Source organism: Pseudomonas sp. PAGU 2196, from assembly GCF_022179005.1.
GTDB lineage: Bacteria > Pseudomonadota > Gammaproteobacteria > Pseudomonadales > Pseudomonadaceae > Aquipseudomonas > Aquipseudomonas kermanshahensis.
This window is the reverse complement of the sequence record NZ_BNTL01000006.1, coordinates 98,241-122,808: the sequence shown is the minus strand read 5'-3', so window position 1 is coordinate 122,808 and position 24,568 is coordinate 98,241. Positions and strand designations below refer to the sequence as shown.

Below are 24,568 nucleotides of genomic sequence, written 5' to 3'. Positions count from 1 at the left end.
ATTGTGCAGGTTCTGGAGGGGCAGTCCAATCCCTACACAAAAATAGACTTCATCGGTTTAGCCGGCTCCCAACAACAAATCATTCATTGATTTAGCAGGGACCTGGGGGAGCAACTGTCTGCGCAATTTCTAAAAATTAACGCACGTGGGAGCGGGCTTGCCCCGCGAACACCGGCGAAGCCGGTGCCATGCACCGCGTAGCCCCATTCGCGGGACAAGCCCGCTCCCACGTCAAAATTGCGCAAGACAGTTGCTTCCACAGGATTGGGGCTTGCTACAGACTGTTCCCCTACACCCCCATGTGCATCTCGCGAATCAGCTTCTTGTTGATCTTGCCGATACTGGTCTTGGGGATGTCAGTGACGAAGTGCACCTGCCGGGGGATCGCCCACTTGTTGATCTGGCCCCGATCGACGAACTGTTTGAGGTGCGCCTCGAGCATCGGCTGGTCAAGGCTGTCACCGGGCGCGCGGACCACCAGGGCAATCGGCCGCTCACCCCACTGTTCATCGGGAATGCCGACCACCGCCACGGCGCTGACCGCCTGGTGCTGGCTGATCAGGTTTTCCAGGGTCAGCGAGCTGATCCATTCACCGCCGGTCTTGATCACGTCCTTGATGCGGTCCTTGATCTCCAGCACGCCGTGGCGGTCAATCGAGCCCATATCACCGGTGTGCAGCCAGCCGTCCTGCCACAGCTCGGCGCCTTTCTGCGGCTCGTGCAGGTAGCCCTGGGTCAACCAGGGCGAGCGCACCACGATTTCCCCCAGCGACTCACCGTCGTGGGGCATGTCGTTGCCTTGCGCATCAACGATACGCAAGTCGACCATCGCCACCGGGGCGCCGGTCCTGATGCGCTGCGCGACCTGCTCGCCCATGGGCAAGGCCAAGTCTTCTTCGCGCAAGTGGGTCAAGGTCAGCAGCGGGCAGGTCTCCGACATGCCGTAGCCACTGTAGATCAGCATGCCGCGCTCGCTGGCCTGACGGGCCAGGCCGTGGGTCAGCGCGCTCCCACCGAGCAGAATCTTCCAGCGGCTGAAATCGGTGTGCCGGCCTTGCTCGCAGTCCAGCATCATCTGCAACAGGGTCGGCACACAGTGCGAGAACGTCACCCCCTCGTCGCGGTACAGCCGTACCAGCGTGTTCGGCTCGTAGCGCCCCGGGTACACCTGCTTGACCCCCAGCACCGTGGCCACGTACGGCACACCCCAGGCGTGCACATGGAACATCGGCGTGATCGGCATGTACACGTCGCTCGAACGCAACAGCGGCTGGCCGTCGTAAGCGGCAAAGGTGCCCAGTTCGTTGAGGGTGTGCAGCACCAACTGACGGTGGGAGAAGTACACCCCCTTGGGGTTGCCCGTGGTGCCGGTGGTGTAGAACAACGTGGCCACCGAGTGCTCGTCGAAGTCGTCGAACTCGGCCTGGCAACTGGCGCTGGCCAGCAGCGCTTCGTACTCGCCCAGCACTGGCAGCGTGGTGGCCGTGGCCTGTTCGTCGGTCAGTTGCAAGTAACCTCGCACCGTGCCCAGCTGGCCCTGAATCTGCTCCAGCAGCGGCACGAAATCGTCGTGCACCAGCACCAGGTCGTCTTGCGCATGGTTCATGGTGTAGGCGACCTGCTCCGGCGATAGCCGCACGTTCACTGTGTGCAGCACGGCGCCCAGCATCGGCACGGCAAAAAAGCACTCCAGCGAGCGGTGGCTGTCCCAGTCCAGTAGCGCCACCGTGTCGCCCGCCTGCACCCCGGCAGCACGCAACACATTGGCCAGGCGCCGAACCCGCTGGTCGAGGTCGCGGTAGGTGTAGCGCAGCCTGTCGGCGTAGACGATCTCCTGCTCAGGATGCTGCCGTACCCCCGACATCAGCAGGCGCTTGATCAGCAAGGGGTAGGCATAGGCACCGGCTGCCGGCGGCATTATTTTTGTCTTGGCCATGAAGGTAGATTCCAGTTTCCGTGTTCGTTTCAACTAATAGGGCGCTCAAGCGCTCATCCGTGTGTGCGCCCGGGGTTCGCTCACCTGCTCACCCGGCGGCGCGGTAGGCGCGCAGGGTTGGGGCGCAGCGGCGACAAAGCGTTTGTCCGGCAGCAGGAAGTACGACAGCGCGGGGATCAGCACCAGGGCGCCGAGCATGTTCCACAGGAACATGAAGGTCAGCAGGATGCCCATGTCGGCCTGGAACTTGATCGGCGACCACGCCCAGCCGACCACCCCCGCCGCCAGCGTAATGCCGACCAGCCCCACCACCCGGCCGGTGAAGGCCACGGCGTTCTGGTAGGCCTCGCCCAGCGAACGACCTTGGCGTTGGTAATGCAGCTGCACGCTGAGCAGGTACAAGGCGTAATCCACACCAATGCCGACGCCCAGGGCGATAACCGGCAACGTGGCCACTTTCACGCCAATGCCCATCACCACCATCAAGGCCTCGCACAGCACCGAGGTCAGCACCAGCGGCAACAGCGCCACCAGGGTCGCCCGCCAGCTGCGGAAAGTGATCAGGCAGAACAGCGTCACCGCCAGGTAGACGAACAGCAACATGGTGCGGTTGGCTTCACGGACCACAATGTTGGTTGCCGCCTCGATGCCGGCACTGCCGGCCGCGAGCATGAACTGGCGGTCGGGGCTGCTGTTATCGCGGGCAAAGCGGTCGGCGATGGCCACCACGTCGTCCAGGGTCTGGGCCTTGTGGTCTTTGAGGTAGGCGATCACCGGCATCATCGAGCAGTCGGTGTTGAACAGCTCCGGCGCATTGACCGACGCTTGCTGGGCGGCGTAGTTGAGCATGTCCTGGTTGCGTTGCAGGCTGCTCATCTTCGGGTTGCCCTCGAATGAGCCCGCCGTAATCTGGCGCACGGCATTCACCAGGGACACCGTGGTCTGCACGCCCGGGTACTGCTGCAGCTCCCAGGCCAGGCGGTCGGCAAGCATCAGCGTCTGGTAGCTGAGGCAGCCTTCCGGCGGGGTCTTGATCATCACCGCGAACAGGTCGCTGGACAGCGCGTAATGCTGGGTGATGTAGGCGTTGTCGCGGTTGTAGCGGGAATCGGCGCGCAACTCTGGCGCCCCGCTGTCGAGGTCACCGATCTTCAACTGCAGGCTCACCCAGAACCCGCCCACGCCCATCAGCGTGGCCACCAGCACGGCGCCCGTGGCCCACTTGCGCGTGGTGAAACGGTCGAGCGCATCCCACAGTTTGCCGAAGCCGCGGTGCTCGGCAGCGCGCTGGTCGATGCGCAGCGCCCGTGCGGCGGCCTTGCGGCCCACGCCGACGTAGGACAACGCCACCGGTATCAACAGCAACGAGGTGAAGATCAGCACCGCGACACCAATGCTGGCGGTGATTGCCAGGTCCTTGATCACCGGGATGTCGATCAGCATCAGCACGGCAAAGCCCACGGCGTCGGCCAGCAACGCAGTGACCCCGGCCACGAACAGGCGGCGGAAGGTGTAACGCGCCGCGACCTGCCGGTGCGTACCACGGCCAATGTCTTGCATGATGCCGTTCATCTTCTGCGCCGCATGGGACACGCCGATGGCGAAAATCAGGAACGGCACCAGGATCGAATAAGGGTCGATGGCATAACCCAGCCAGCCGACGATACCCAGTTGCCACACCACCGCCGTGAGCGAACAGAACACCACCAGCAAGGTACTGCGCACACAGCGGGTGTACAGGAAGATGATCACCAGCGACGTGAGCACCGCCAGGGCAAAGAACATCATCACCTGGACCAGCCCGTCGCTCAGGTCGCCCATCAGCTTGGCAAACCCGATGACCCTCACTTTGTACTTGCCATGGCCCTCTTCGCCGGCCTTGCGCGCCGTGCTGTCCCCGGCGTACTCGTACTTGTCGCGCAGCTGCTGCTCGAGCATCTGCGAGAACTGCCGGTAATCAATGCCGCGGCCGGTGGCCAGGTCGTGGTCGAGCAGTGGCACCACCAGCATGCTCGATTTGAAATCGGTCGCCACCAGGCTACCGACAATGCCGGCGCGGTTGATGTTCTGGCGCAGTTGATCGATGTCGGCGGGCTTGCCCTGGTAATCGTCGGGCATCACCGGGCCACCCTGGAAGCCTTCTTCGGTGACTTCGGTCCAGCGCACCCCTGGGCTCCACAACGACTTCATCCAGGCGCGGTCCACGCCCTGGGCCAGAAACAGCTCGTCGTTGACCTGCTTGAGCACGTCCAGGTACTCAGGGTCGTAGATATCGCCCTGGGTGTTCTCCACCACCACCCGCACCGCGTTGCCCAGGCCGCGCAGCGACTTGCGGTTGTCGAGGTAGTTCTGGATGTAAGGCTGGCTCTGCGGGATCATTTTTTCGAAGCTGGGCCGCAGCTCAAGGCGGGTCAGCGCCAGGTACCCCAACACCCCCGTGACCAGCACCATGAACAGCATGAACAGCGGGCGGTAGTTGAAGACCATGCGCTCCAGCACGTTGCCGGAACGCGGGTCGAAATCCCTCAGGTCGCGGATGACCGGCAGGGTGTCTTGCTTGATGTTGGCCATCACTGGGTTCTCTTGAAATGCTTGGAGGCTTATCGGGCGGGCAGCACGCGTACACCGCGCTCGCCTACCAGCACGGTGGCATTTGCGCCGGTCTGCAGGGCGCCGGCCACCGGTGCCGGCGGCACCTGCGGTTGCACGGCAAAGCTCAGGCCGCCGTCGCGGCTGCGCAGCACCTGCCCGCCCTGGCTGAACAGCCAGTAGTCACCGTGGCTGTCGAGGCTGGCGGCGGTGATGCTCTGGGTTACCCCGGTGTCCACCTTGGCCCAGCTCTGGCCGCCATCGAGGCTGCGTGCCACATGGCCGCGCAGGCCGTAGGCGAGCACCTCGCCAGGCTTGCCGAACACGCCAAACCAGGTACCTGGGTAGGGGCTGGGCAAGGCGACGAAGCGCTGCTGGCCGGCATCCCACTTCAGCAGCAGGCCCTGTTCGCCGACCAGGTACAGCGCATCGCCGACGGCGCGGATCGCATTCAGGTGAAAGCCTTGCGGGTTGTCGGTGCGGTCCTGCATCGGCACCCAGGTACTGCCGCCGTCGTCGGTGCGCAGGATCAGGTTGAACACCCCCACCGCGTAGCCGTGGCGGGCGTCGGCGAACCACACACCGAGCAACGGCTTGTCGGCGCCCTCCTGCTCCAGGCGCTGGCCCTCGGCGACGAACTGCGCCCATTGCGCGTCCTCGGGATGGGCCTTGGCCAAGGCCTGGTAATGGGCCGCCACCAAAGCGCCAATCTGCCGGCCGTCGAGCTGCACCGCCCAGTTGGCGCCGCCGTCACGGCTGTGCAGGATCACCCCATCGTTGCCCACCGCCCAACCTTCCAGCGCAGTGGGGAACGCCAGGGCATTGAGGTCGGCACTGACCGGCACGCTGGCCTGGTGCCAATCCTGGCCCTGGTTGTCGGAATACACGATATGGCCACGCGGCCCTACCGCGACCAGCCGCTCACCGGCCAGTGCTACATCGCGCAGCGCACTGTGCACCACCAACGCACTGGCTTTGGCCGGCAAGTCCAATACATCGATATAGGCCGCCTGGGCCCCACCGTAAGCGCCGCCCAAGGTGAGCGCGACGGCCAGCGCCCACGGCGTAAACGTGTTCAAAGTAGCCATGCCACATCCTCTGCAAACCCTGCCGGCGGCCACCTGTGGCCAGCCGGCAGGCTGATCGTCGGGGTCAGCGAATACCGGCGCCGGCCAGGGCTTCCGGCGACCACTGCGCCTTGGACAGAGGGGCGATGTACTCGATACCGCCGTGCGGGCCGATCAGGCCATTGACGTTGTAGCTGCCACCCACCAGGTCGTAGACCACATGCGGGTTGTTGTTGGGGATCTGCACGTCGTAGCTCTGCGTGAAGAAGCTGAACGAGCCGCGATACAGCTGGCCACGGGCGTCGTACTGATCGGAGGCCAGGGCGAACCAGCTGTCCTCGTCGAGGTAGAAGCGGCGCTTGGCATAGATGTGCCGCGCATTGCCCTTGAGCGTGCCTTCCACTACCCACACGCGGTGCTTCTCCCAACGCACCTGGTCAGGCGCCAGGTGGTTCGGCGTGGTCAGGGTTTTCGGGTCGTGGATGTAGGTCAGCCGGTAGGTGTTGTACGGCACGTACATCTCCCGCTTGCCTACCAGGTGCCAGTCGTAGCGGTCCAGCGCGCCGTTGAACACGTACACGTCATCGAACGTGCCCGAGCCGGCAGTGCCCGGGTTGGGGGTGTCGTAGGCCAGGTTCGGCGCCAGTTTCACTCGGCGCTGCCCAGGCAGGTACTGCCAGGCGCGACGTTCCTGCACCAGCGGGTTGGCGGCATCCTTGAGCATCATCGACTCACCGGCACGGCGCGCCGGGCCTTCGAAATACAGCTTGGTCTGGAAGTAGATGTCCTTGGCTTCGATGACCTTGTTCAGGTCTTCGTAGATCGGGTAGGCGTTGTAGGCCAGGCCCGTGGTCGCCAGGGCCGCGACACCGGCAGCGTCGACGTTCCAGGAGTCGTACTTGGCCTTCTGCGCCACGCCTTGGTAGCGCAGCAGGTGGTTCCACATGGCCTCGGCACCCGATTGCGGCACCGGGAACGGCACGCCTGGCAGGACATTTTCGATCGCCATGCCGTCCTGCAGGGACTTGGCATTGGCGGCGTTCTTCAGGGTGTTGTCGAGCAGTGCCTTGGGCAACGCGGCAGTGCGGTGGCTGGGGTAGACGTCGATGTGGAAGGTAGGGAAGCGTTTGGCCAGCTCCACGGTGGTGGCGGTCAGTGCGTCCTTGTACTGGTCGACGTTCTTGCCGTCGATCACCAGCAGCGGCTTTTCAGTGGCAAAGGGGTCGGGGCGCAGGGTATCACCTTGCTTGAAGCCAGCGGGCGGGGTGTTCAGGCCGCCCTGGTAGGCCGGGATCGAACCGTCAGCGTTGCCCGCCTTGTCAGCACCCACCGCGGTCAGGTCCTTGCCCAGCCGGGCGACATCCTGGGCCGGGGCGGCCGCTTGGGCGCCCCCGGCGATAACGACCGCAAGCGAGGCCGACAGCAGGCTATTGAGATACTTCATCAGGTTTCTCCGCTTGTTGTTGTAATGGAGTTTCAGAAGGTGGTCTTGAACGAGGCAGTGACCATGCCGCGGTCCTTGAGCAGCGGCGCCAGGCCGGCCTGCGACGTGATCTGCCCGGGGATGCACTGGTAGCGCCCGTTGGTGCCTGGGGTGTTGTTGTCGGTACCGCTCGAGCAGGTATCGAACTTGCCGAAGGAGTCGACGTACTTCAGGTCAAATTTGTATTTTTGGTAGACATCGGCGGCGATCCCCACCGAGTAGCTGCCAGAGTCCTCGTTACCGCCCAGCTGGATCGCCGAGTTGCCCTTGAGGCCGACGTTGTAGGACAGCGGCATCGACACATCGACCCCCGGCAGCGCCTGGAACCAGGTCGGGGTGAAGTTGACCGCCAGGGTGTAGGCGTTGGTGGTGACCTTGTCGACGCCGTGGTAGGTGGAGTCGCCCTTGAAGGTCTGCTCACCCTTGTCGACGCTGACCAGGTGGGTCATCGCGCCCTCCACGGCCAACGACGACGCATTCCACAGCGGCGTGGCGCCAAACGACACCAGGCCATTGAGCACCACATGGAAGGTTTTACCGCGGGCCAGCCCGGTTTCACCGTGGCCTGGCACCTCGCCGATCAGGTTGGTGCCGCCGGCGGTGCCGGCCAAGGCCTCGTACAGCGGCCCGTTGATGGTGCTGAAGTTGCTGATCAGCGGCATGTTCTCGCGGTAGTTGACGTCCAACCCCACGCTGACGGGGCCGACGCTCTTCGCCAGGCTGATGCCGTAGATGTCGATATCGTCGGCGTAAGCGGCCAAGTAGCTGCTGCCGGCCAGGCTGCCGGTGTGCAGGTTGGGGGCGTTGATCAGCACCGCCGGGGTCGGGTCGGAGGTGTTGCGGTAGTAGAAGCCCAGGGTGCCGTCGAGCCATTCTGGGCTCCACTTGGCCATCAGGCCGAAGTCACCCGTGTTGTGGGGACGAATGTCGTGCCCGCGCGGCGCCCCGTAGAAGGCACCGGCACCGCCGACGGCATTGGGCACCGGCAACCAGAAGATCTCACCGCCGTCGCCCAGCATGTCATAGGCACCCATGTAGGTACCGCCTTCGGGCAGGCGCGAGTTCTCGAACTCGAGGAAGTACTGCGCCGCCAGGGTCAGTTCAGGGTTGACCGTGTAGCTCAGCGACAACTGCTTGCGCGGCAGGAACAGTTCTTTGGTTTCGGTACCCGGCACGTTGTACAGCTTGGCCAGGTCCAGGGCCGACTGGCCATAGTTGATGCCGTTGGCGGCGTTGAACAGGGTCTCGCCCCAGTACACCGAGTGCCAGCCCAGCTTGCCGCTCAGCATCGACTCGTCGCCGATTTCGGTGTTGTAGAACACGAAGGCATCCAGAAACTCGCCCGACGGCCCGTTGTAGTAACGGTCGCTGTAACGGCTCAGGCCATGGTGGCGTGCCGGGCCACCGGCCAGCACGGTACCCGCCGGCAAGCCACCGGCCGGGCGTGCCAGCACCAGGTTGCCAGCGTTACCCGCTTGGCCGGGGAACGGGTTGGAATTGGACCCCACGTCGTCATAGGCATGGTCGTACCAGCTGGCCGCGCTGACGCGCATGCCCATGGTGTTCTGATAGACCACATCCAGCTCGGTGAGCAGGTCGAGGCGCTGGGTGACCGCGCTGCCGACGCTGAAGTTCTTGTCACCGTCATTGAGGTTGGCGGTGCGGGCGATCTTGGCGTTTTCGCCTTCGACCCGCTGGCCGTAGCTGAGCTTGGCGGTGTTGTCGAAGCGCACGCTCCAATCGGGGTTGGCGATGTCCAACTGGAATGCCTGGGCAGCCGGCGCACCGGCGACCAGCAGCAAAGTAGCCATCACGTTACGGCGGGGAAGGCAGAAGAGAACGTTTTTATTGTTGTTCATGCGATGTCTCTGCGTGGGGGTTAGGCGCGGCTCAGCGATCGAGTTGCTGTATCAGGGCCTCGGCTTGGGGCCACGGGCCGTAGCCCGAGGCAGGGTTGAGGTGGCCAACGGCACCGAGCTCAATCAGTGCGCTGCCCCACTGCGTGGCCAGGCCGGCGACTGCGCTCAGGCTGGCCAGGTGGTCGTTGCTGCTGGCGGCTACCAGGCTGGGGAACGGCAGCGGGCCGCCTGGCAATGGCGCCCAACCCTGGGCGCGCAGGGAATCCGGGGTGGGATAGCCTTGTGGCCAATCGCTGTGCAGGTCTGGCGGTGCGGCCAGCAAGGCGCCCTTGATCGGCCGCTGATAGCGCGCCGCCCAATGCGCCACCATCAGCACGCCGGCGCTGTGCGCGACCAGGATCACCGGGCCCTCGATTTGCGCCAGCTCACGCTCGATCGCTTCGACCCGTGCCGTGCAACTGAGCTTGTCGGTTTCCAGTGGCGGCACCGCACGCACCTTGGCCAGGCGCGCCTGCAACAGCGTCTGCCAATGTTCAGGTACATGGTCGCGCAGACCGGGAACGATCAGCACGGTGGCGGCGGTTTGCAGTTTTTCCATGTCAGGGCCCTTGCTCTGTTCACTCGGTCGATTGCCGACTGCTTGAGGGCCAGAGTAATGAGTCGGTCCGGCACACGCTTTACATTGCGCGTCACGGATTTTTCAGTTGATGACACGGCCGACGCGACCGCCAGCAGCCCCCTCGCCACGGGCGACCAACGGCAGGAAAATGGCTTTGCATCTGATGACACAGGCGCTATAAGTGACTACCCGCCAGCGCAGCGGGATGCCCATCAAGAACACGTGGAAAACAACAATATGACCGTGCTCGCCCGAGCGGCTTCGCTCACCAATTACCTGGAAGTTTCCCGCCACCTGGGCCTTAACGGCCATGGCCTGCTGGCCCAGGCTGGCCTCAGTGCGTCTTTGCTCGAAGCGCCTGACCAGCGCATCCCGGTGGCTGCCGCCATCAGCGTACTTGAAGAATCGGCGCGGCTGAGCGGCTGCGAAGCCTTCGGCCTGCGCATGGCCGAACTGCGCCAGTTGTCGGATTTTGGTGAGGTCAGCCTGCTGATCAGCCACCAGCATTCGCTGCGCGATGCGCTGCAGGTGATCGTGCAGTACCGCCATGTGCTCAACAATGCGCTGGCGATCCACATCGAAGAAACCGGCAAGACGGTGATCATCCGCCAGGAGGTCATCACCGAGCAGCCGATACACAGCCGCCAGGCCATCGAGCTGGCCATCGGTGTGATGCACCGCTTCTGCTCAGCGCTGCTGGGCGCCCACTGGCACCCGATCAGCGTCAACTTCACCCATGCCGCCCCTGCCGACGTGGCCATTCACCGGCGCATTTTTGGCTGCAAGCTTGAGTTCAACAGCGACTTCAATGGCATCGTCTGCTCGGCCTCCGACCTGGACACGGCCAACCCGCAGGCCAACGAAGCCATGGCGCGCCTCGCCCAGCGCTACGTGTGTACGCTGCAGGATGACGGCAACCCCTCCCTGGTGCACGAGGTGCGCAAGTCGATTTTTTTGCTGATGCCCATGGGCCGGGCCACCATCGAACACATCGCCCAGACCCAAGGCATGAACGTGCGCACCTTGCAGCGCCGGCTGGAAGAAGAAGGCGCCACCTTCAGCGAGCTGGTCAACGGCGTGCGCCGCGACCTGGTGCTGCGCTACCTGGAAAGCCCCGGCTATTCGCTGGGGCGTATCGCCGACATGCTCGGCTATTCCATGCACAGTTCGTTCACCCGCTGGTTCATCAGCCAGTTCGGCCAGCCACCGGCCACCTGGCGTGTTCAGCATGACCTGCCCACGCCACTCAAACGCGCCCGCAGCGCGGCCCAGGGGCCCGTCACCACGCGCTGATCGCGTGGTGTTACAAGCCGAAGCGCAACAGCACCAGCACCAGCGCCACCAAGAACACCGTCTCGCCGACCATCAGCAAAATCGGCTTGATGCCCACGGCGGCCAGCTCCTTGAGCTGGGTCTTCATGCCCAGGGCACTGATCGACACCACCAGGCACCAGCGCGACAGCTCGTTGACCCCACCCTGCACGGCCAACGGCACCCAACCGGTGCTGTTGATGCAGGCCAGCGCCAGAAACCCCACCGCGAACCAGGGCAACAATGGCGGGCGCTTGCCTGCGGTGTCGGTACCCTGGCGGCGCGAGATCATGGCCGCGACAACAATCACCGGCACCAGCATGGCGACGCGCATCAGCTTGACCACCGTGGCGGTGTCGCCGGTTTCGGGCGACATGCTGTAGCCCGCCCCCACTACCTGGGCGACGTCATGGATCGTCGCGCCAAGAAAGACCCCGGCAGCCTGTGGCGACAGGCCGAGCGCGTTGGCGATCATTGGGTAGAGGATCATCGCCAGGGTCGACAACGCCGACACACCGATCACGGTGAACAGCGTCGCCCGCTCTTTTTGCGGGTGGCTGGGCAGCGCAGCGGCCAGCGCCAACGCCGCCGAGGCGCCGCAGATCGCCGTGGCGCCACCGGTGAGCATGCCGAACAGGCGCTGGAACCCCAGGGCCTTGGCCGCCACCATCGACACGCCGATGGTCACCACCACCAGGATCACCACCAGTGCGACGGCCTTCCAGCCCAGGCCTGCCATCTGCTCCAGGGTGATACGCATGCCCAGTAATGCCACGCCCAGGCGCAACACCGTGCGTGCGGTGAATTCGATGCCGGCTTTGCATTTGCCATCGCTGGCCAGAAAATTCAGTGCCAGGCCTAGTAGCAGGGCGAACAGCATGACCGGCGCGCCATAATGCTCCGCCAGAAAGCTCGCCGCCCCAGCGGCAATCAGGCTGACGCTAAGCCCCGGCGCCAACTCCCGCGCGCGGTGGTTGACCTGGGCAAGCGCAAGGGTGCTCATGACACCTCCTCCTGGCCGGCGAGGACGATAAAGACCTGGTCGCCCTCCACCTCCACCGGGTAGCTGGCCACTTTGAGTGCCTTGGAGTTGAGTAGGTAGCCGCTGGCAAGGTCAAAGCGCAGGCCATGGGCGCGGCACTGGATCACGGCGCCGTCCAGTTGCCCGGCGCACAACGATGAGCCTTGGTGCGGGCAGCTGTCGTCGATGGCCAGCAAACGCCCGTCGACATTGAACAACGCCAGGCTTTTGCCCCCGTGTTCGAACAGCACACGCTCGCCGACGCCGGGCACGCGCTGGGCCGGTACCTCGATACGCCCATTCACGCCTGCACCCCCGCCGAACGCGACAGCGCCAGGTGCATGGCGTCGAGCAGTTGCTCTGCCGGCTGGGCACCGAACACGCGCAGGTGGTCGTCGAAGACGAAACACGGCACGCCCCTGCTGGCGATGTCGGCGCTGGCACTGATGAATGGCCGGCCATCAGCGCTCAGGCTCCCGGCCAGCGCGGCAGGCGTAAAGCCGCACTGTTCGGCGATGCGCAACAGGGTGTCGCGATCGCCCACGTCTTCGCCCTCGCGGAAATACGCGGCAAACAGCCGATCCAGCAGCGCCTCGACCTGTTGCTCGCTTCCCAGCTCGACCGCATGCAGCAGCAGGCGATGGGCGTCTGCGGTATTGGGCATGCGCGCGATCCGGCTGAAGTCGATCAGCTCGCCCACGGCACGCGCAGCCTCCTGCACTTGCCCCTGGCGTTGCCGCACCGCCTCGTCGCTGCCCAGGCGGCGGCGGTAGAAGTCGGCGAACGGCTGACCGGTTGCCGGCAGGTCGGGCAATAGCTGCACGCCGTGCCAGGCCAGGGTGACCTCGACCTCAGGCCGGGCTTCGCGCAAGTGCGCCAGCGCGGTTTGCAGTTGCCGCTTGCCGATCAGGCACCACGGGCAGATGAAATCGAAATACACGTCAATCGACAGCGAATGCTTCACGTACGGGCCTCCAGTACGGGCTCGACAGGCGCTTGCGGGCTATTGCCACAGGCCAGGCGCGCCATGTCAGGGTGGTAGTGGCGCTTGGCGTAGAAAAACACCGCGGCGGCGGCGATGCTGATCAACGGCACCAGTTGAAAGGCGGCTTGCAGGCCGATCAGGTCGGACACCTTGCCGGTGATCAACGGGCCTGTGGCCAGGCCGAGCAGGTTGTTGCTCAGGGTCAGGGTGGCGAATGCCGTGCCATGCACCGTGTAGTGGGTCAGGTTGGCGACCATGGCACTGGACGGGCCATTGGTGCCTGCGGCAATCATCATGCCCAGGCAGATCAGGACCAATTGCGGCAGGCCCGCCGGCATGGCGAAGGCCACCGACAGCAGCACGCAGCTGCCCAGGCAGTAGGCGATGGCCAGGCTGATCTTGCGATCAGGGCGATCGCGCCCCATGCGGTCGCACAACATGCCGCACAGCACGATGCCGACGCCGCTGCACAGCACGATGATTGCTGCCACGCCACCAGCCCGGTCGGTGCTCATGGCGTAGTAGCGGTTCAGGTAGCTGGGGATCCAGACGATCACCGTGCCGCCGACGAACAGCTGCAAGCCGCTGCCGACATAGGCGCTGATCACCGAACGGCTTGAATAGAGCGTGCGCAGCGGGCGCAATGCCTTCAAGGCGGCCTTGTCGGTGGCGCTTGCCCGATTTTTCGGGGCAATGCGCGCCTCGCGCACGATCAGCGGGTAGAGCAGCGCCAGGGCCAGGCCGAAAAACGCCATGCCGGCGAACGCCCAGCGCCAACCCAGGTGCTGGGCCATCACCCCGCCCAAGGCCATGCCCAGCACCGAGCCGAACATGCCACCGGCCATGAACGACCCGGCCAAGGTGGCACGCATCTCACGCGGGAACACCGCCACCACCACGGCAATACCGACGCTGCCATAGGCAGCTTCGCCGACACCGACCAGAAAGCGCGCGATGAACATCTGCTGGTAGTTTTCGGCAACTGCGCAGCCCAGCGTGGCGAGGCTCCACATCACCGCCATGAAGGTCAGGCTTTTGATGCGGCCGATGCGGTCGGCGAGCAATGACAGCGGAAAGGTCAGCAGCCCGACCATCAGGGCGACGATGCCGCTGAGCAGGCCGAGCTGGCTGTCGCTGAGCTGCCATTCCTGCTTCAACAGGGGGAACACGGCGTTGAGCACCTGCCGCGACATGTAGTCGGAGATCAACAGGCCGAAGGTCAGGGCAAAGACGATCCAGGCATAGCGCCGGGGGATGCCCAGTGATGTATTCGTGCCTGGGTCCGTCGCACCGGTGTGATAGGTGGCCATGCTGCCTCCTCGGGTATCTGGCTTGGGTTGTTTTTGTTGTTATGAACAAATGCCAAAATCTGTGCTGCGGGTGCTGGCCTCATGCCTCGCGTCAGACGCGCGCCCCTTGTAGGAGCAGCCTTGCGCTGCGAAGAGGCCGGTGAAAGCACCGCGAATCTTCGCAGCAACCACGGGCCTCTTCGCAGCACAAGGCTGCTCCTACAAGGGAGTGAGGCCAGTGCCTCAGGCGCGCTGTGGCACGCCCTTCTGGCCCGGCCGGCGGTTCGGCGCCATGCCGTTGGCCAGCAAGGTCTCCTCGACGGATGCGTACTGCTCGCCGATCCGGTAGATCGCCCGGGCTTCTTTGCCATTGGCCACATCACGCCCCAGCTCATGCGCCACGCGCACGGTCTGCTGGATCTGCTGCACCGAGGTGAACGGCTTGCCGTGCTGGTCGATGATGGTGTCTTCGATACCACAGCGCGGGTGCAAGCCCATGGCCAGGGCCATGGTGTTGAACGGCAGCACGTTCTTGAGCAGCGACTCTGCGGTCAGGGTGCAGCCATCCGGCGCACGGTGCACAAAATTGAAGAAGTTGAACGGGTTCGGGCCATCGAAACCGCCACCTATGCCGATCCAGGTCAGGTTCAGCGGGCCTTTGTAAACGCCCTTGCGCACCAGGCGCTCGAGGGTTTCCAGGGCATGCATGCCGGTCAGCTGGAAATGCGGCTGGATATTGCTGGCCTGCAGCCGACGCAGGTGCTCCTCGACCCAGGCCGGCCCGGCGGGCACGGTCATTTCACTATAGGCGGCCTGGATCCCAGGGTTGGCCAGCGATGTGCCTTCCAGATATTCGGGGTACAGCAGCTCCATGATGTTCATCTGGGTCGTGTTGATCGCCACCGTCACCTGGTCAGGCTTTGGGGTCAGCTCGGCCAGCATGTGGCGGGTGTCGTCGCTCAGCCACTTGGCCGCTTCACCCTCGCCTTCCGGTGCGAACGAAATCGAGCCGCCGACCTGGATGATCATGTCCGGCACCGCCTCACGCACCCCGGCGATCAGCTCGTTGAACTTGGACAAGCGCTTGGAGCCGGTGCCATCGAGTTCACGCACATGCAGGTGCAGTACAGTGGCGCCGGCTTCGTAGCAATCGACTGCCTTTTGCACCTGCTCGTCCATGGTCACCGGAATGTCCTGGGGGAAATCGTCGGGCATCCACTCGGGGCCATAGGGGGCCACGGTGATGACTACCTTTTCCATGTTTTCCGGGTGCAGCGAGTCGTCGAAGAATTGCATGTCTGATCCTCAGTCTTGTTCTTGTCTGTTCAGAAAGTGCTGTCGCCCATGATCCCGGCCCGCTCCATCTTGCGGTGGCAGGCCGGGTAGTCCATGACGGCGTAGTGCTGCGTGCTGCGGTTGTCCCAGATGGCGATGCTGTTGGGTGACCAGCGCCAGCGCACCTGGTACTCGGGGATGTACACCTGGCTCACCAGGTAGCGCAGCAGGTCGGCGGCGCCGGGGTTGGCGTCCTGGCCGAAGCGCACGCGCTCGGGGGTGTGGTAGTTGGTGAAGTGGGTGGCGAAGGCATTGACGAACAGCACCTTCTCGCCGGTTTCCGGGTGGGTGCGCACTACCGGGTGCTCGGCATCGGGGTAGCGGGCCTTGAGCGCCAGGCGCTTGTCGGTCGGCATGGCGGCGCCGAAGCTGGCCTCGATGCTGTGGCGGGCGCGCAAGCCCTCGATGCGGGCCTTGATCTCGGCCGGCAGGTTGTCGTAGGCCAGCACCATGTTCGCCCACATGGTGTCGCCGCCCACCGGCGGGCATTCCACGCAGCGCAGCACGCAGCCCATTGGCGGGGCTTCGCGCCAGGTGGCGTCGGTGTGCCAGGCGTTTTCGTAGCGGTCGGCCGGCTGGTCGGGGCGTTTGTAGATTTGCACCAGGCCCGGGTGCTCTGGGTCGCTGCCAGCGACGGGGTGATCCTCCAGCTCACCGAAGCGACGGGCGAACGCCACGTGCTCGGCGCGGCTGATGGCCTGGTCGCGCAAGAACAGCACCCGGTGCTTGAGCAGCTGGGCGCGAATCTCGGCGAACAGGCCGTCATCGTGAATGGCATCGGCCAGCCTGACGCCGACCAGTTCGGCACCGATGGCGCAGGTCAGTTGTTCGACTTGCATGGCAGTGCCCTCAGATGACGAAGATCGACGAGCCGGTGGTTTTGCGCGACTCCAGGTCACGGTGCGCCTGCACCGCATCCTGCAAGGCGTAGTGCTGGTTGATCTCGATGCGGATGCGGCCGCTGCTGACATGGTCGAACAGCTCGGTGGCCAGGCGGGTCTTCTCTGCCGGGTCGGCGATGTAGTCGGCCAGGGCCGGCCGGGTCATGAACAACGAGCCTTTGATCGCCAGCAACTGCGGGTCGAACGGTTCGATCTTGCCGGACGCGGTGCCCACGCACACCATCAGGCCACGGCGCTTGAGCGAGTCCAGCGAGCCCATGAAGGTGTTGCGCCCGACACTGTCGAACACCACGTTGACGCCTACGCCATCGGTCAGCTCGCGCACGCGCTGGGCGACGTCTTCGTGGCTGTAGTTGATGGTGTGGTCGCAGCCATGGGCGCGGGCCACTGCCGCCTTGGCGTCGGTGGAGACGGTGCCGATCACGGTCAGGCCGAGCAGCTTGGCCCACTGCGAAACGATCAGGCCGACGCCACCGGCCGCCGCGTGCAGCAGGATGCTGTCACCGGGTTTGAAGTCGTACAGGCGGCGCATCAGGTACGAGGCCGTCAGGCCGCGCATGGTCATGGCGGCCGCCGTCTCGAAGGAAATGGTTTCCGGCAGCTTGATCAACGGCGCAGCGGGGATCAGGCGCTCGGTGCTGTACGCGCCGAGGGTGTTGAGGAAGCCGGTGTAGGTCACCCGGTCGCCGACCACCACATGGCTGACGCCCTCACCTACCGCCTGCACCACACCCGACGCTTCCACGCCCATGCCGTTGGCCAGCGGGATCGGGTAGGTGCCATTGCGAAAATAAGTGTCGGCGTAGTTCAGGCCAACCGCCACGTGGCGCAGGCGCACCTGCCCTGGGCCGGGCTCGCCGACGTCGACGTCTTCGTAACGCAGGACCTCAGGCCCTCCGGTTTCGTAGAAACGTACCGCTTTGGCCATGCCAATCTCCCTTCTTGTCATTGTTGTTGAGCACACAAAGTGCGTCTTGAGGGGCAATTTAGGCCGTTGCGCCAAGCGCCGCTTATCATCGGACGACAACGGTTTTACAGTTGATGACAGCGCGCCTGGCGCAGGGGCTCAGAACGCCGAAAGGCCGCCGTCGACGGCGATGGCCTGGCCGGTCATGTAGCTGTTTTCGCGGGCACACAGCATCAGCATTACCGCGACGATTTCTTCAGGCGTGCCCAGGCGTTTCATCGGTGAACCCTGGGCCAGCATCGCTTGCTGCTCGGCGACTTCGCTGGCGGTAACCATCGGTGTGGCGCTGTAGAACGGGCACAGGGCATTGATGCGAATGCCTTGGCGGGCATATTCCACCGCTGCGGTGCGGGTCAGCCCGACCACCGCGTGCTTGGCCGCCGCATAGGCGGCCAACTTGGGCGCCCCGCCCAGCCCGGCCATGGAGGCGATGTTGAGGATCACCCCGCCGCCCTGGGGCAGCATGTGGCGGATCTGCTGCTGCATGCAGAAGAACACGCCCTTGGTATTGACCGCGTGGCTGCGGTCCAGCTCGTCTTCTGTGGTGTCGACGAAGCGCTTCATCGGCGTCAGGATGCCCGCGTTATTGACCCCGACATCCAGGCGACCAAACCGCGCCAGGGCCGCCTCCACCATGGCCTTGACCTGCACCTCACGGGTTACGTCGCAAGGCACGGCAAGTACCGTGGCGCCAGCCTCGCGCAGGGCCCCGGCGACCCGCTCAAGGCCGGCCACCTCGCGGTCGCCAAGCACCAGCCTGGCGCCCATCACCGCCAGGCGCTGCGCCAGCAATGCGCCGAAACCACTGGCCGCGCCAGTGATCATCACCACCTGGTCCTGATAGCTGTCGTGCTTCATTTGGCGGCCCCTGTGGCCGCGCGGGCGAGGATCTTTTTCGCCAGGCTCATGCGGTGCACTTCGTTGGGGCCGTCATAGATGCGGAAGCTGCGGGCATCGCGGAAGATCCGCTCGACGATCGACTCGCCGGTAACGCCCTGCCCGCCCAGCACCTGCACACTGCGGTCGATCACCCGCCAGATCGCCTCCGAGCTAAGCACCTTGGCCATGCTCGACTCGACGTTACCCCGCTCGCCCTGGTCCAACACCCAGGCGCAATGCCAGATCGCCAGGCGCGTGGCATGCAGGTCCATCTCGTTGTCGGCGAGCATGAAGCCCACCCCTTGGTGCTCGCCCAGCGGCTTGCCGAACGAGACCCGGCGGTTGGCGTAGGCACAGGCCTCGTCATGGGCGCGGCGGGCCTGGCCCAGCCAGCGCATACAGTGGGTCAGGCGCGCTGGCGCCAGGCGCACCTGGGCGTAACGGAAGCCTTTGCCCACTTCGCCGAGCACATCGCTGGCCGGCACCCGCAGGTTTTCGAAACGCAGCACCGCATGGCCGCCGGCGAAGCAGCTGTCCAGCGAGTCCATCATGCGCTCCAGAATGAAGCCCGGGCGGTCGGTGTCGGTCAGGAACATCGTCGCGCTGCCGTCTTCCATGCGCGCCATGATGATCGCCAGCTGCGCGCCTTCAGCCCCGGTGATGAACCATTTCTGGCCATTGATGATGTAGTCGTCACCGTCACGCACGGCCAAGGTGGTCAGCATCGAGGGGTCGGAGCCGGCGCCCGGGCTGGGCTCGGTCATGGCGAAGCACGAGCGGATATGGCCCTGCACCAGTGGCCGCAGCCAGCGGTCTTTTTGCGCCGGCGTGGCCACCTGCTCCAACAGGTGGATATTGCCCTCGTCCGGGGCGTGGATGTTCAGGGCCACCGGGCCGAGTGGCGAATAGCCCGCTTCTTCGAAAATGATCGCCTTCTCGACATGGTTCAAGCCCAGGCCGCCCATTTCACGCGCGGCATGCGGGGTCAGCAGGCCGTGCTCGCGGGCCCGATCGAGCAGCGCCTGGCGCAGCTCGGGCGATGGGCCGTGGGCGGTCTGGCGGCGGTCGTGCTCCAGGGGAATGACGCTTTCGACAATGAACTGCCGGGTCTTGGTTTGCAGGGCGAGCAGCTCGGCGGAAAGGGCGAAATGCATGGTGGGGTTCCTTGTAGAGGGAAAGGCTCAGGCGTGCAGGCGGCGCGGGTCGATGGCGGCATGCAGGTGCTCCATCACGGTTTTGTCGATCGAGGCCTTGCCGGGGTCGTACGGGGTGTAGTTGAGGGTGCGGATGAACGCGTGCTGTGCTTGCGTGCCGGCCATGTCGATATCGACGATGTTCAGGCAAGCAGGGTCTTGTTCGAAGGCGGCCAGCCCGCCCAGCCCGGCACCGCTGGCCCAGGCCAGGAGGATGCGGTTGACGGCGTCGTGGCTGACCAGCAGCAACGATGTCCAGCCGGGCTCGGCCAGCAATTGCTGGAAGCTGTCCAGCACCCGTTGCTGGAACGCCACCCAAGGTTCGCCGCGCAAAAAGGCGGCGCCGGGGCGGTCGGCCAGGTGATAGGCCTGGGCCACTTCGCGGTGCAGGCAGCCTGGGGGGATTTCCCGCAGGCGGCCGGCCCGCACCTCGCGCAAGGCGGCGCGCTGCTCCACTGCCAAGGTGCGCGGGCCCAGCAGTTGGTCGAGGGTCTGGCGGGTGCGCGGGTAGTCCGAACACACCGCCCGGTCGAACCGGGTGTGCGCCAGCACCTGGCCCAACGCCTGGGCCTGGACTACGCCTTGCGCCGACAGCGGTACATGGCGCGGGTCGAGGGGCCGGCCATCGGCGTCGAAGTAATCGACATGGCCATGCCGAACCAAGTAGCAGCGGCGACGCTGGGCGGGCTGGTCAGTCATGGGCCAGCACCTTGGGGTTGCTGATGCTCAACTGCGCCCGGTTGATCGCCCGCAGCGCCGCCAGTAACCGTGTTGGGTCCTGATCGTAGGCGCCTTGGCGAATGCGCCGCGCCAGCAACGCACGGGCCTGTTCAAGCCCCGTCGCTGCCTGGCCGTGCTGCGCCAGCAAGGCCTCCAGGGCCTGGCGCTCGACCTCGGCACAGTCCGCCGCCTGCGCCAGTTCACGGCTGGCGATCAACATGGCGCTGGCGACCATCCGGCCTTGGTAGTGCAACCCTTTCGGCAACGCCGGCAGCAAATGGGTGAGCAGGGTGTCGCGCGCCGTCACAAGCAGGTCGCGGGCATCGGGCTGTTTCATGCGTGGCCTCCACGGGTGAGCAAGAGGACTTCCTGTTCGAGTTCGCTGACCATCCGCCCGGTCAGCGCCAGCTCCAGCGAGCGTTGCTGGCCAGACACATGGCGTTCGGCCTGCTGCAGGGCGATTACCGCCCAGCGCAGGTGGGCCATGACCTGCCAGAAGCGCAGCGCCTGGCTGTCCAGTTCCAGCGCCGACACGCTGCGGTATCCGGCGAGCAAGTCCTCCAGATGGCCGATGCCGCCCGCCTCCAGGTCCGGCCGGCCGAAGCGCCAGCAGCGCGCGGTGAACCAGCCCAGGTCTTCACGCGGGTCACCCCAGCCAGCGAACTCCCAATCCAGTACGCCGGTCAGTGCACCGGCCTCGACCATGTAGTTGCCGGTGCGGTAGTCGCGGTGCAGCAGGCACGTGGGCAAGGGCGCAGGCTTGTTCAGCTCACACCAGCGCAAGCCCCACTCCAGCAACGGGTGGCTGCCTGGCAGGGCATCCAGAAACTGGCGGTACTGGTCGACGCTGGCTTGCACCGTGTCGGGTGCAGCGGCGGGCAGAAACGCCAGCGCCTGCTGCGGCGGGCGTACCTGATGCAGGCGCGCCAGGTTGGCGCCCAACTGCCGGCACAATGCCGGGTTGCCCTGGGGTGCGTCTTGTGCGGACGTCAGGCGGTGGCCACTGGCAGTGCCGGCCAGCGCCTGCATGATGAAAAAGTCGCGGCCGATGACCTGCGGGTCCGGGCACAGCCAAAGGGGCTTGGGTACGTTGACACCGGCTTGGTGGACCACGTCGAGCACCGCGAACTCCTGCTCGCGGGTCATGCTGGCGGCTACTGCGGAAGCGGCGTCGGTGCGCAGTACCCAACGCTGTGGTTGGCCTGCGACTTCGGCCTCGAGCAGCCAGTTTTCCTGGATGGCACCGCCTGACAATCGCTCGCTGCGGGTGAGGGTCACGGGGTGGCTGTCGAGTTGGTGTTGTAGGTAGGTAGAGAGCTGTGAATGGGCGTCTGGGATGTCGATGCGTGCGCTGGGGGGGAGCGCGGGATGGGTGATGGGCATGGTGGGTCCAATTGGCTTGTCGTTCGTGGACTAGCCGATTGCAAGATGATTGCCAGGTCGTTTATTGGTTTTATTATTTGTTATTAATCAATGGTTTATAGCGATTTCTGGGTTTGATTCGATGGCGGATTTGAACGGGGCGGTTTCAGATTTGAACGGGTTGTTCAGGGCTGATGTGTTCGCCACAACATTTGCAGCGCCTGGGAGATCGAGCGCCGCGCGGGCGGCGCTCGATCTCCCAGGCGCCAAAGATGTTGTGACAAACACCCACCACCCCCTACGATACCTGGCTGACCCGACGGAGCACTGCTCGCCATGCACCTTCCCGCGCTCAAACCCAACCAGCTGCGCCCACCCGCCGAACCACCCAGGGCCTTACAGCGCACCCGGTTGCTCGACCACCTGGCCAGCGCGCTGGACAACGGCGCTGTCATCCTCCTGCAAGCGCCCTTGGGCTACGGCAAAAGCACCCTGCTCGGCCAGTTCGCCCGCCGCCTCACCGGCCCCTTTGCATGGCTGCGCCTGACCCGCGCCGAAAACCAGCCCTTGGCCCTGCTGCTGCACCTGCACGCCGCCCTTCAGCTGCCGGCGTCACACCGCGAGGCCCTCCAGGCCGAACAGCTGTGGAGCCACATCCTCGCCGACCTTGAAGCCCGCCAGGCCCCGGTGACGTTGCTGCTCGACGACCTGCACCTGCTCAACGCCGCCCAGGCCTGGCAGTACCTCGACACCCTGCTGCACGACCCGCCGCCAGCACTGCGCCTGCTCGCCGCCAGCGAAGGCCCGCCGGCGTTACCCCTGGCCCACCTACGCCGCGACGGCCGGCTGGCCGTGCTAAGCGCGCGTGAACTGGCCCTGGACAGCGAAGAGACCCGCCAGCTGGCACTGGCCCGTGACGTCCGTCTGGACAGCGATGCGCTGTACCAACTGCGCGCCGGCAGCGAGGGCTGGCCCAGCGGCGTGCTGTTCTGGTTCGAGGCCTACCGCGAAGCGCTGCAGAGCACCGGCCAGCCGCCCGGCGACCTGCGCCCGATCACGCGTCAGGCCTACGCCCATGCCCGGCAGTTTCTGGAAGAAGAACGCCTGCAGCGCTTGCCCACCGCCTTGCGCGGCTTTCTTGAGCACACCGCCGTGGCCCAGGTGTTCGATGCGGGGCTGGCCGGTGAACTGGCCGCCAATACCGATGTGACGGCGGCGCTGCGCCAATTGCAGCGGCTGGACCTGATCATCGAAATGCCCCAGGCCAGCCACGCCGAATACCGCTACCACCCTGCCCTGCGCAACAGCCTTTACCAACGCCTCGAACAACGCGACCCGCAGCGCCTGCGGCAACTGCACCGCCAAGCCGCGAACTGGCTGCTGGCGCAGCGCCGCTTCACCGAGGCGATCTACCAGTACGGCCGGGCCAGGGACCTGGACGCCGTGCTCGGCATCGTCGACCGGCATGGCTTCGAGCTGTTACGCGAAGGCAAGGTCAACACCCTGGTCGATGTGCTCGACGAGGTGGCCGGCCATGCCGGCAACGACAGCTTCACCCTGGCCGTGACCGAAGCCTCCACGGTGATGGTCACCAACGACATCACTCAGGCCTGCCAGTGCCTGCACCAGCTCTATGCCCTGCAGCGCCGCCACGCTGTGCCGCGCCACCCCGAGCGGGTGCAGCAGACAGTGATGTTCCTGCGTAGCCGCCTGGCCTACCTGGGCGGCAACCTGGCGCACGGCCTGGCCTTGGCTGCGCGGGCATTGCAGCAATTTGGGCAGCACAACGCTGCGCGCTCGGTGCTGTATTTCGACCGGGCCAACTGCCTGGCGGCCTTGGGTGAACTGCAACCGGCCCACGCCGAAGCCAGCCGCGCCCTGGTCGAACTGCAAGGCTTCGGGCTGAGCGGCTACACCAACTTGCTGCAACTGCTGCTGGGCCAGATCGAACTGGCCCAAGGCGCCAGCGAAGCGGCCTGGGAACGCCTGCAAGGCATGGCCGAGCAGCCCGCTGCCGGCAGTTCGGGGCGCTTCTATGAGCTGTTCCGCCACTTGGGCAAAGGCCTGGCCCTGCTGCAAGCCAACCAGCTGAGCCAGGCGCGCCACGCCCTGGCCCAGGCCGAAGTACTGGCGCTGGGCTTCCCGCACAGCGCCGCGCTGCCCTGGGTGTTCCACCACCAGGCCTGCCTGCACTGGGCGCTGGGCGAGACCGCCCAAGCGAAGGCGCGCTGGCAAGAAGTGCGCCGGCTGGCCTTGCAGTTCCGCCTGTTCACCCTGTACCGCCAGGCCGGGGCCTGGCTGGCGCGCCTGGCGCTGCGTGACAACGACACCGACTACCTGCCCGGCTGGCTTGACCAGTGGCACTGGTGCAGCCGCCAATATGACCAGCAGTTGCTGCCTGAAGAGTGGCTGGCCTATGCCTGGGTGCAGCGCCACCTGGGGCAGCGCGACAAGGCGCGGCAGATCCAGGCGACACTGCACACCCAGGCCGAAGCGAACACCAACCGCCGCCTGTTGCTCGACACCCTGTTGCTCGACGCAGCCCTGCACCAGGACCGGGGCGCCCACGACCAGGCCCTGCACAGCCTCGAACAGGCCTTGCAACTGGCGTGTGAATACGGCTTCGGGCAACTGTTGCAATACGAAGGCGAAGCGTGCCTTGAACCCTTGCGCACATTGCTGCTGCCACAGGTTCGCGAGCGCCTGGCCCTGGCGGCCCCGCCACCGTCACGCGAGCGCCTCAATGCCCTGTTCCGCCCACTGCTGGCAGGGCGAGACAGCACCGACAGCGCGTTGATCGTGCCGCTGTCGCGCCGTGAACTGGAGGTGCTGCAACGCATGGCACGCGGGCAAAGCAACGGGCAGATTGCCGAGGCGATGTTCATCAGCCTGAGCACGGTCAAGACCCACATCAACAACCTGTTCCGCAAACTCGACGTGGCCGACCGCGACAGCGCCTTGTGCTCAGCGCGCGAATTGCAATTGCTGAACTGACCTCCACCCGCACGCCACGCCGATTCCACCCCCCATTCCACCGGGGGGGTGGACGCG

The 24,568-nt window shown here is 65.3% G+C and carries 20 protein-coding genes; 2 read left to right on the top strand and 18 right to left on the bottom strand.

What is annotated here, in order from left to right:
* Positions 1-289: 289 nt before the first annotated feature.
* The 6 genes from MFF34_RS06795 to MFF34_RS06770 all read right to left on the bottom strand — a co-directional run bounded on the left by MFF34_RS06795 (position 290) and on the right by MFF34_RS06770 (position 9,532).
* Positions 290-1,936: a fatty acid--CoA ligase gene (locus MFF34_RS06795; RefSeq protein ID WP_238211569.1), complete on the bottom strand. Its 1,647-nt coding sequence runs from the start codon at positions 1,934-1,936 to the stop codon at positions 290-292.
* 45 nt (positions 1,937-1,981) lie between these two features.
* Positions 1,982-4,507 (bottom strand): RND family transporter, encoded by a 2,526-nt coding sequence (locus MFF34_RS06790; RefSeq protein WP_238211567.1) that lies wholly within the window; start codon positions 4,505-4,507, stop codon positions 1,982-1,984.
* Between the two features lie 29 nt (positions 4,508-4,536).
* The gene (locus MFF34_RS06785) at positions 4,537-5,613 is read right to left on the bottom strand and encodes a YCF48-related protein (protein WP_238211565.1); all 1,077 of its coding nucleotides are present in this window, start codon (positions 5,611-5,613) and stop codon (positions 4,537-4,539) included.
* A gap of 64 nt (positions 5,614-5,677) precedes the next feature.
* Positions 5,678-7,036: a DUF1329 domain-containing protein gene (locus tag MFF34_RS06780; protein WP_099453819.1), complete on the bottom strand. Its 1,359-nt coding sequence runs from the start codon at positions 7,034-7,036 to the stop codon at positions 5,678-5,680.
* Between the two features lie 32 nt (positions 7,037-7,068).
* Positions 7,069-8,934 carry a DUF1302 domain-containing protein gene (locus tag MFF34_RS06775; RefSeq protein ID WP_238211562.1) on the bottom strand — a complete coding sequence of 622 codons (1,866 nt, stop codon included), beginning with the start codon at positions 8,932-8,934 and terminating at the stop codon, positions 7,069-7,071.
* 31 nt (positions 8,935-8,965) lie between these two features.
* Complete coding sequence (locus MFF34_RS06770) at positions 8,966-9,532, bottom strand: alpha/beta hydrolase (protein ID WP_238211559.1); 567 nt, start codon at positions 9,530-9,532, stop codon at positions 8,966-8,968.
* Positions 9,533-9,790: 258 nt separating this feature from the next.
* Here MFF34_RS06770 and MFF34_RS06765 point away from each other — a divergent pair, with 258 nt between their 5' ends.
* On the top strand, positions 9,791-10,846 hold the full coding sequence (locus MFF34_RS06765) for an AraC family transcriptional regulator (RefSeq protein ID WP_027596395.1): 1,056 nt from the start codon (positions 9,791-9,793) through the stop codon (positions 10,844-10,846).
* A 10-nt stretch (positions 10,847-10,856) separates the two neighbouring features.
* Here MFF34_RS06765 and MFF34_RS06760 read toward each other — a convergent pair whose 3' ends face one another.
* From MFF34_RS06760 to MFF34_RS06705, 12 genes are all read right to left on the bottom strand, one after another.
* The gene (locus tag MFF34_RS06760) at positions 10,857-11,867 is read right to left on the bottom strand and encodes a YeiH family protein (RefSeq protein WP_027596394.1); all 1,011 of its coding nucleotides are present in this window, start codon (positions 11,865-11,867) and stop codon (positions 10,857-10,859) included.
* Positions 11,864-12,190, bottom strand: coding sequence for a Rieske 2Fe-2S domain-containing protein (locus MFF34_RS06755; protein ID WP_238211557.1), 327 nt, complete (start codon positions 12,188-12,190; stop codon positions 11,864-11,866). Before MFF34_RS06755 ends, MFF34_RS06760 begins: the two co-directional genes overlap by 4 nt.
* Positions 12,187-12,849, bottom strand: a complete 663-nt coding sequence (locus MFF34_RS06750; protein ID WP_238211548.1) for a DsbA family oxidoreductase — start codon at positions 12,847-12,849, stop codon at positions 12,187-12,189. Before MFF34_RS06750 ends, MFF34_RS06755 begins: the two co-directional genes overlap by 4 nt.
* The gene (locus MFF34_RS06745) at positions 12,846-14,180 is read right to left on the bottom strand and encodes an MFS transporter (protein ID WP_238211545.1); all 1,335 of its coding nucleotides are present in this window, start codon (positions 14,178-14,180) and stop codon (positions 12,846-12,848) included. Before MFF34_RS06745 ends, MFF34_RS06750 begins: the two co-directional genes overlap by 4 nt.
* A gap of 222 nt (positions 14,181-14,402) precedes the next feature.
* The gene (locus MFF34_RS06740) at positions 14,403-15,455 is read right to left on the bottom strand and encodes a 3-keto-5-aminohexanoate cleavage protein (RefSeq protein WP_238211543.1); all 1,053 of its coding nucleotides are present in this window, start codon (positions 15,453-15,455) and stop codon (positions 14,403-14,405) included.
* 29 nt (positions 15,456-15,484) lie between these two features.
* Positions 15,485-16,333 carry a TauD/TfdA family dioxygenase gene (locus MFF34_RS06735; protein WP_238211540.1) on the bottom strand — a complete coding sequence of 283 codons (849 nt, stop codon included), beginning with the start codon at positions 16,331-16,333 and terminating at the stop codon, positions 15,485-15,487.
* Between the two features lie 10 nt (positions 16,334-16,343).
* Positions 16,344-17,324, bottom strand: coding sequence for a quinone oxidoreductase (locus tag MFF34_RS06730; RefSeq protein WP_027596388.1), 981 nt, complete (start codon positions 17,322-17,324; stop codon positions 16,344-16,346).
* A gap of 138 nt (positions 17,325-17,462) precedes the next feature.
* Positions 17,463-18,221, bottom strand: coding sequence for an SDR family NAD(P)-dependent oxidoreductase (locus MFF34_RS06725; RefSeq protein WP_238211538.1), 759 nt, complete (start codon positions 18,219-18,221; stop codon positions 17,463-17,465).
* Positions 18,218-19,396: an acyl-CoA dehydrogenase family protein gene (locus tag MFF34_RS06720; protein WP_238211528.1), complete on the bottom strand. Its 1,179-nt coding sequence runs from the start codon at positions 19,394-19,396 to the stop codon at positions 18,218-18,220. The genes MFF34_RS06725 and MFF34_RS06720 overlap by 4 nt, the downstream gene beginning before the upstream one ends.
* Before the next feature lie 27 nt (positions 19,397-19,423).
* Positions 19,424-20,134: a histidine phosphatase family protein gene (locus tag MFF34_RS06715; protein WP_238211526.1), complete on the bottom strand. Its 711-nt coding sequence runs from the start codon at positions 20,132-20,134 to the stop codon at positions 19,424-19,426.
* A complete protein-coding gene (locus MFF34_RS06710) occupies positions 20,127-20,492 on the bottom strand; it encodes a DUF6285 domain-containing protein (RefSeq protein WP_238211523.1) in 366 nt (121 codons plus the stop codon). Before MFF34_RS06710 ends, MFF34_RS06715 begins: the two co-directional genes overlap by 8 nt.
* A complete protein-coding gene (locus MFF34_RS06705; protein WP_238211521.1) occupies positions 20,489-21,538 on the bottom strand; it encodes a phosphotransferase family protein in 1,050 nt (349 codons plus the stop codon). The genes MFF34_RS06710 and MFF34_RS06705 overlap by 4 nt, the downstream gene beginning before the upstream one ends.
* A gap of 315 nt (positions 21,539-21,853) precedes the next feature.
* Here MFF34_RS06705 and MFF34_RS28085 point away from each other — a divergent pair, with 315 nt between their 5' ends.
* Positions 21,854-24,511, top strand: a complete 2,658-nt coding sequence (locus tag MFF34_RS28085) for a LuxR C-terminal-related transcriptional regulator (RefSeq protein WP_283236614.1) — start codon at positions 21,854-21,856, stop codon at positions 24,509-24,511.
* Positions 24,512-24,568 lie beyond the last annotated feature (57 nt).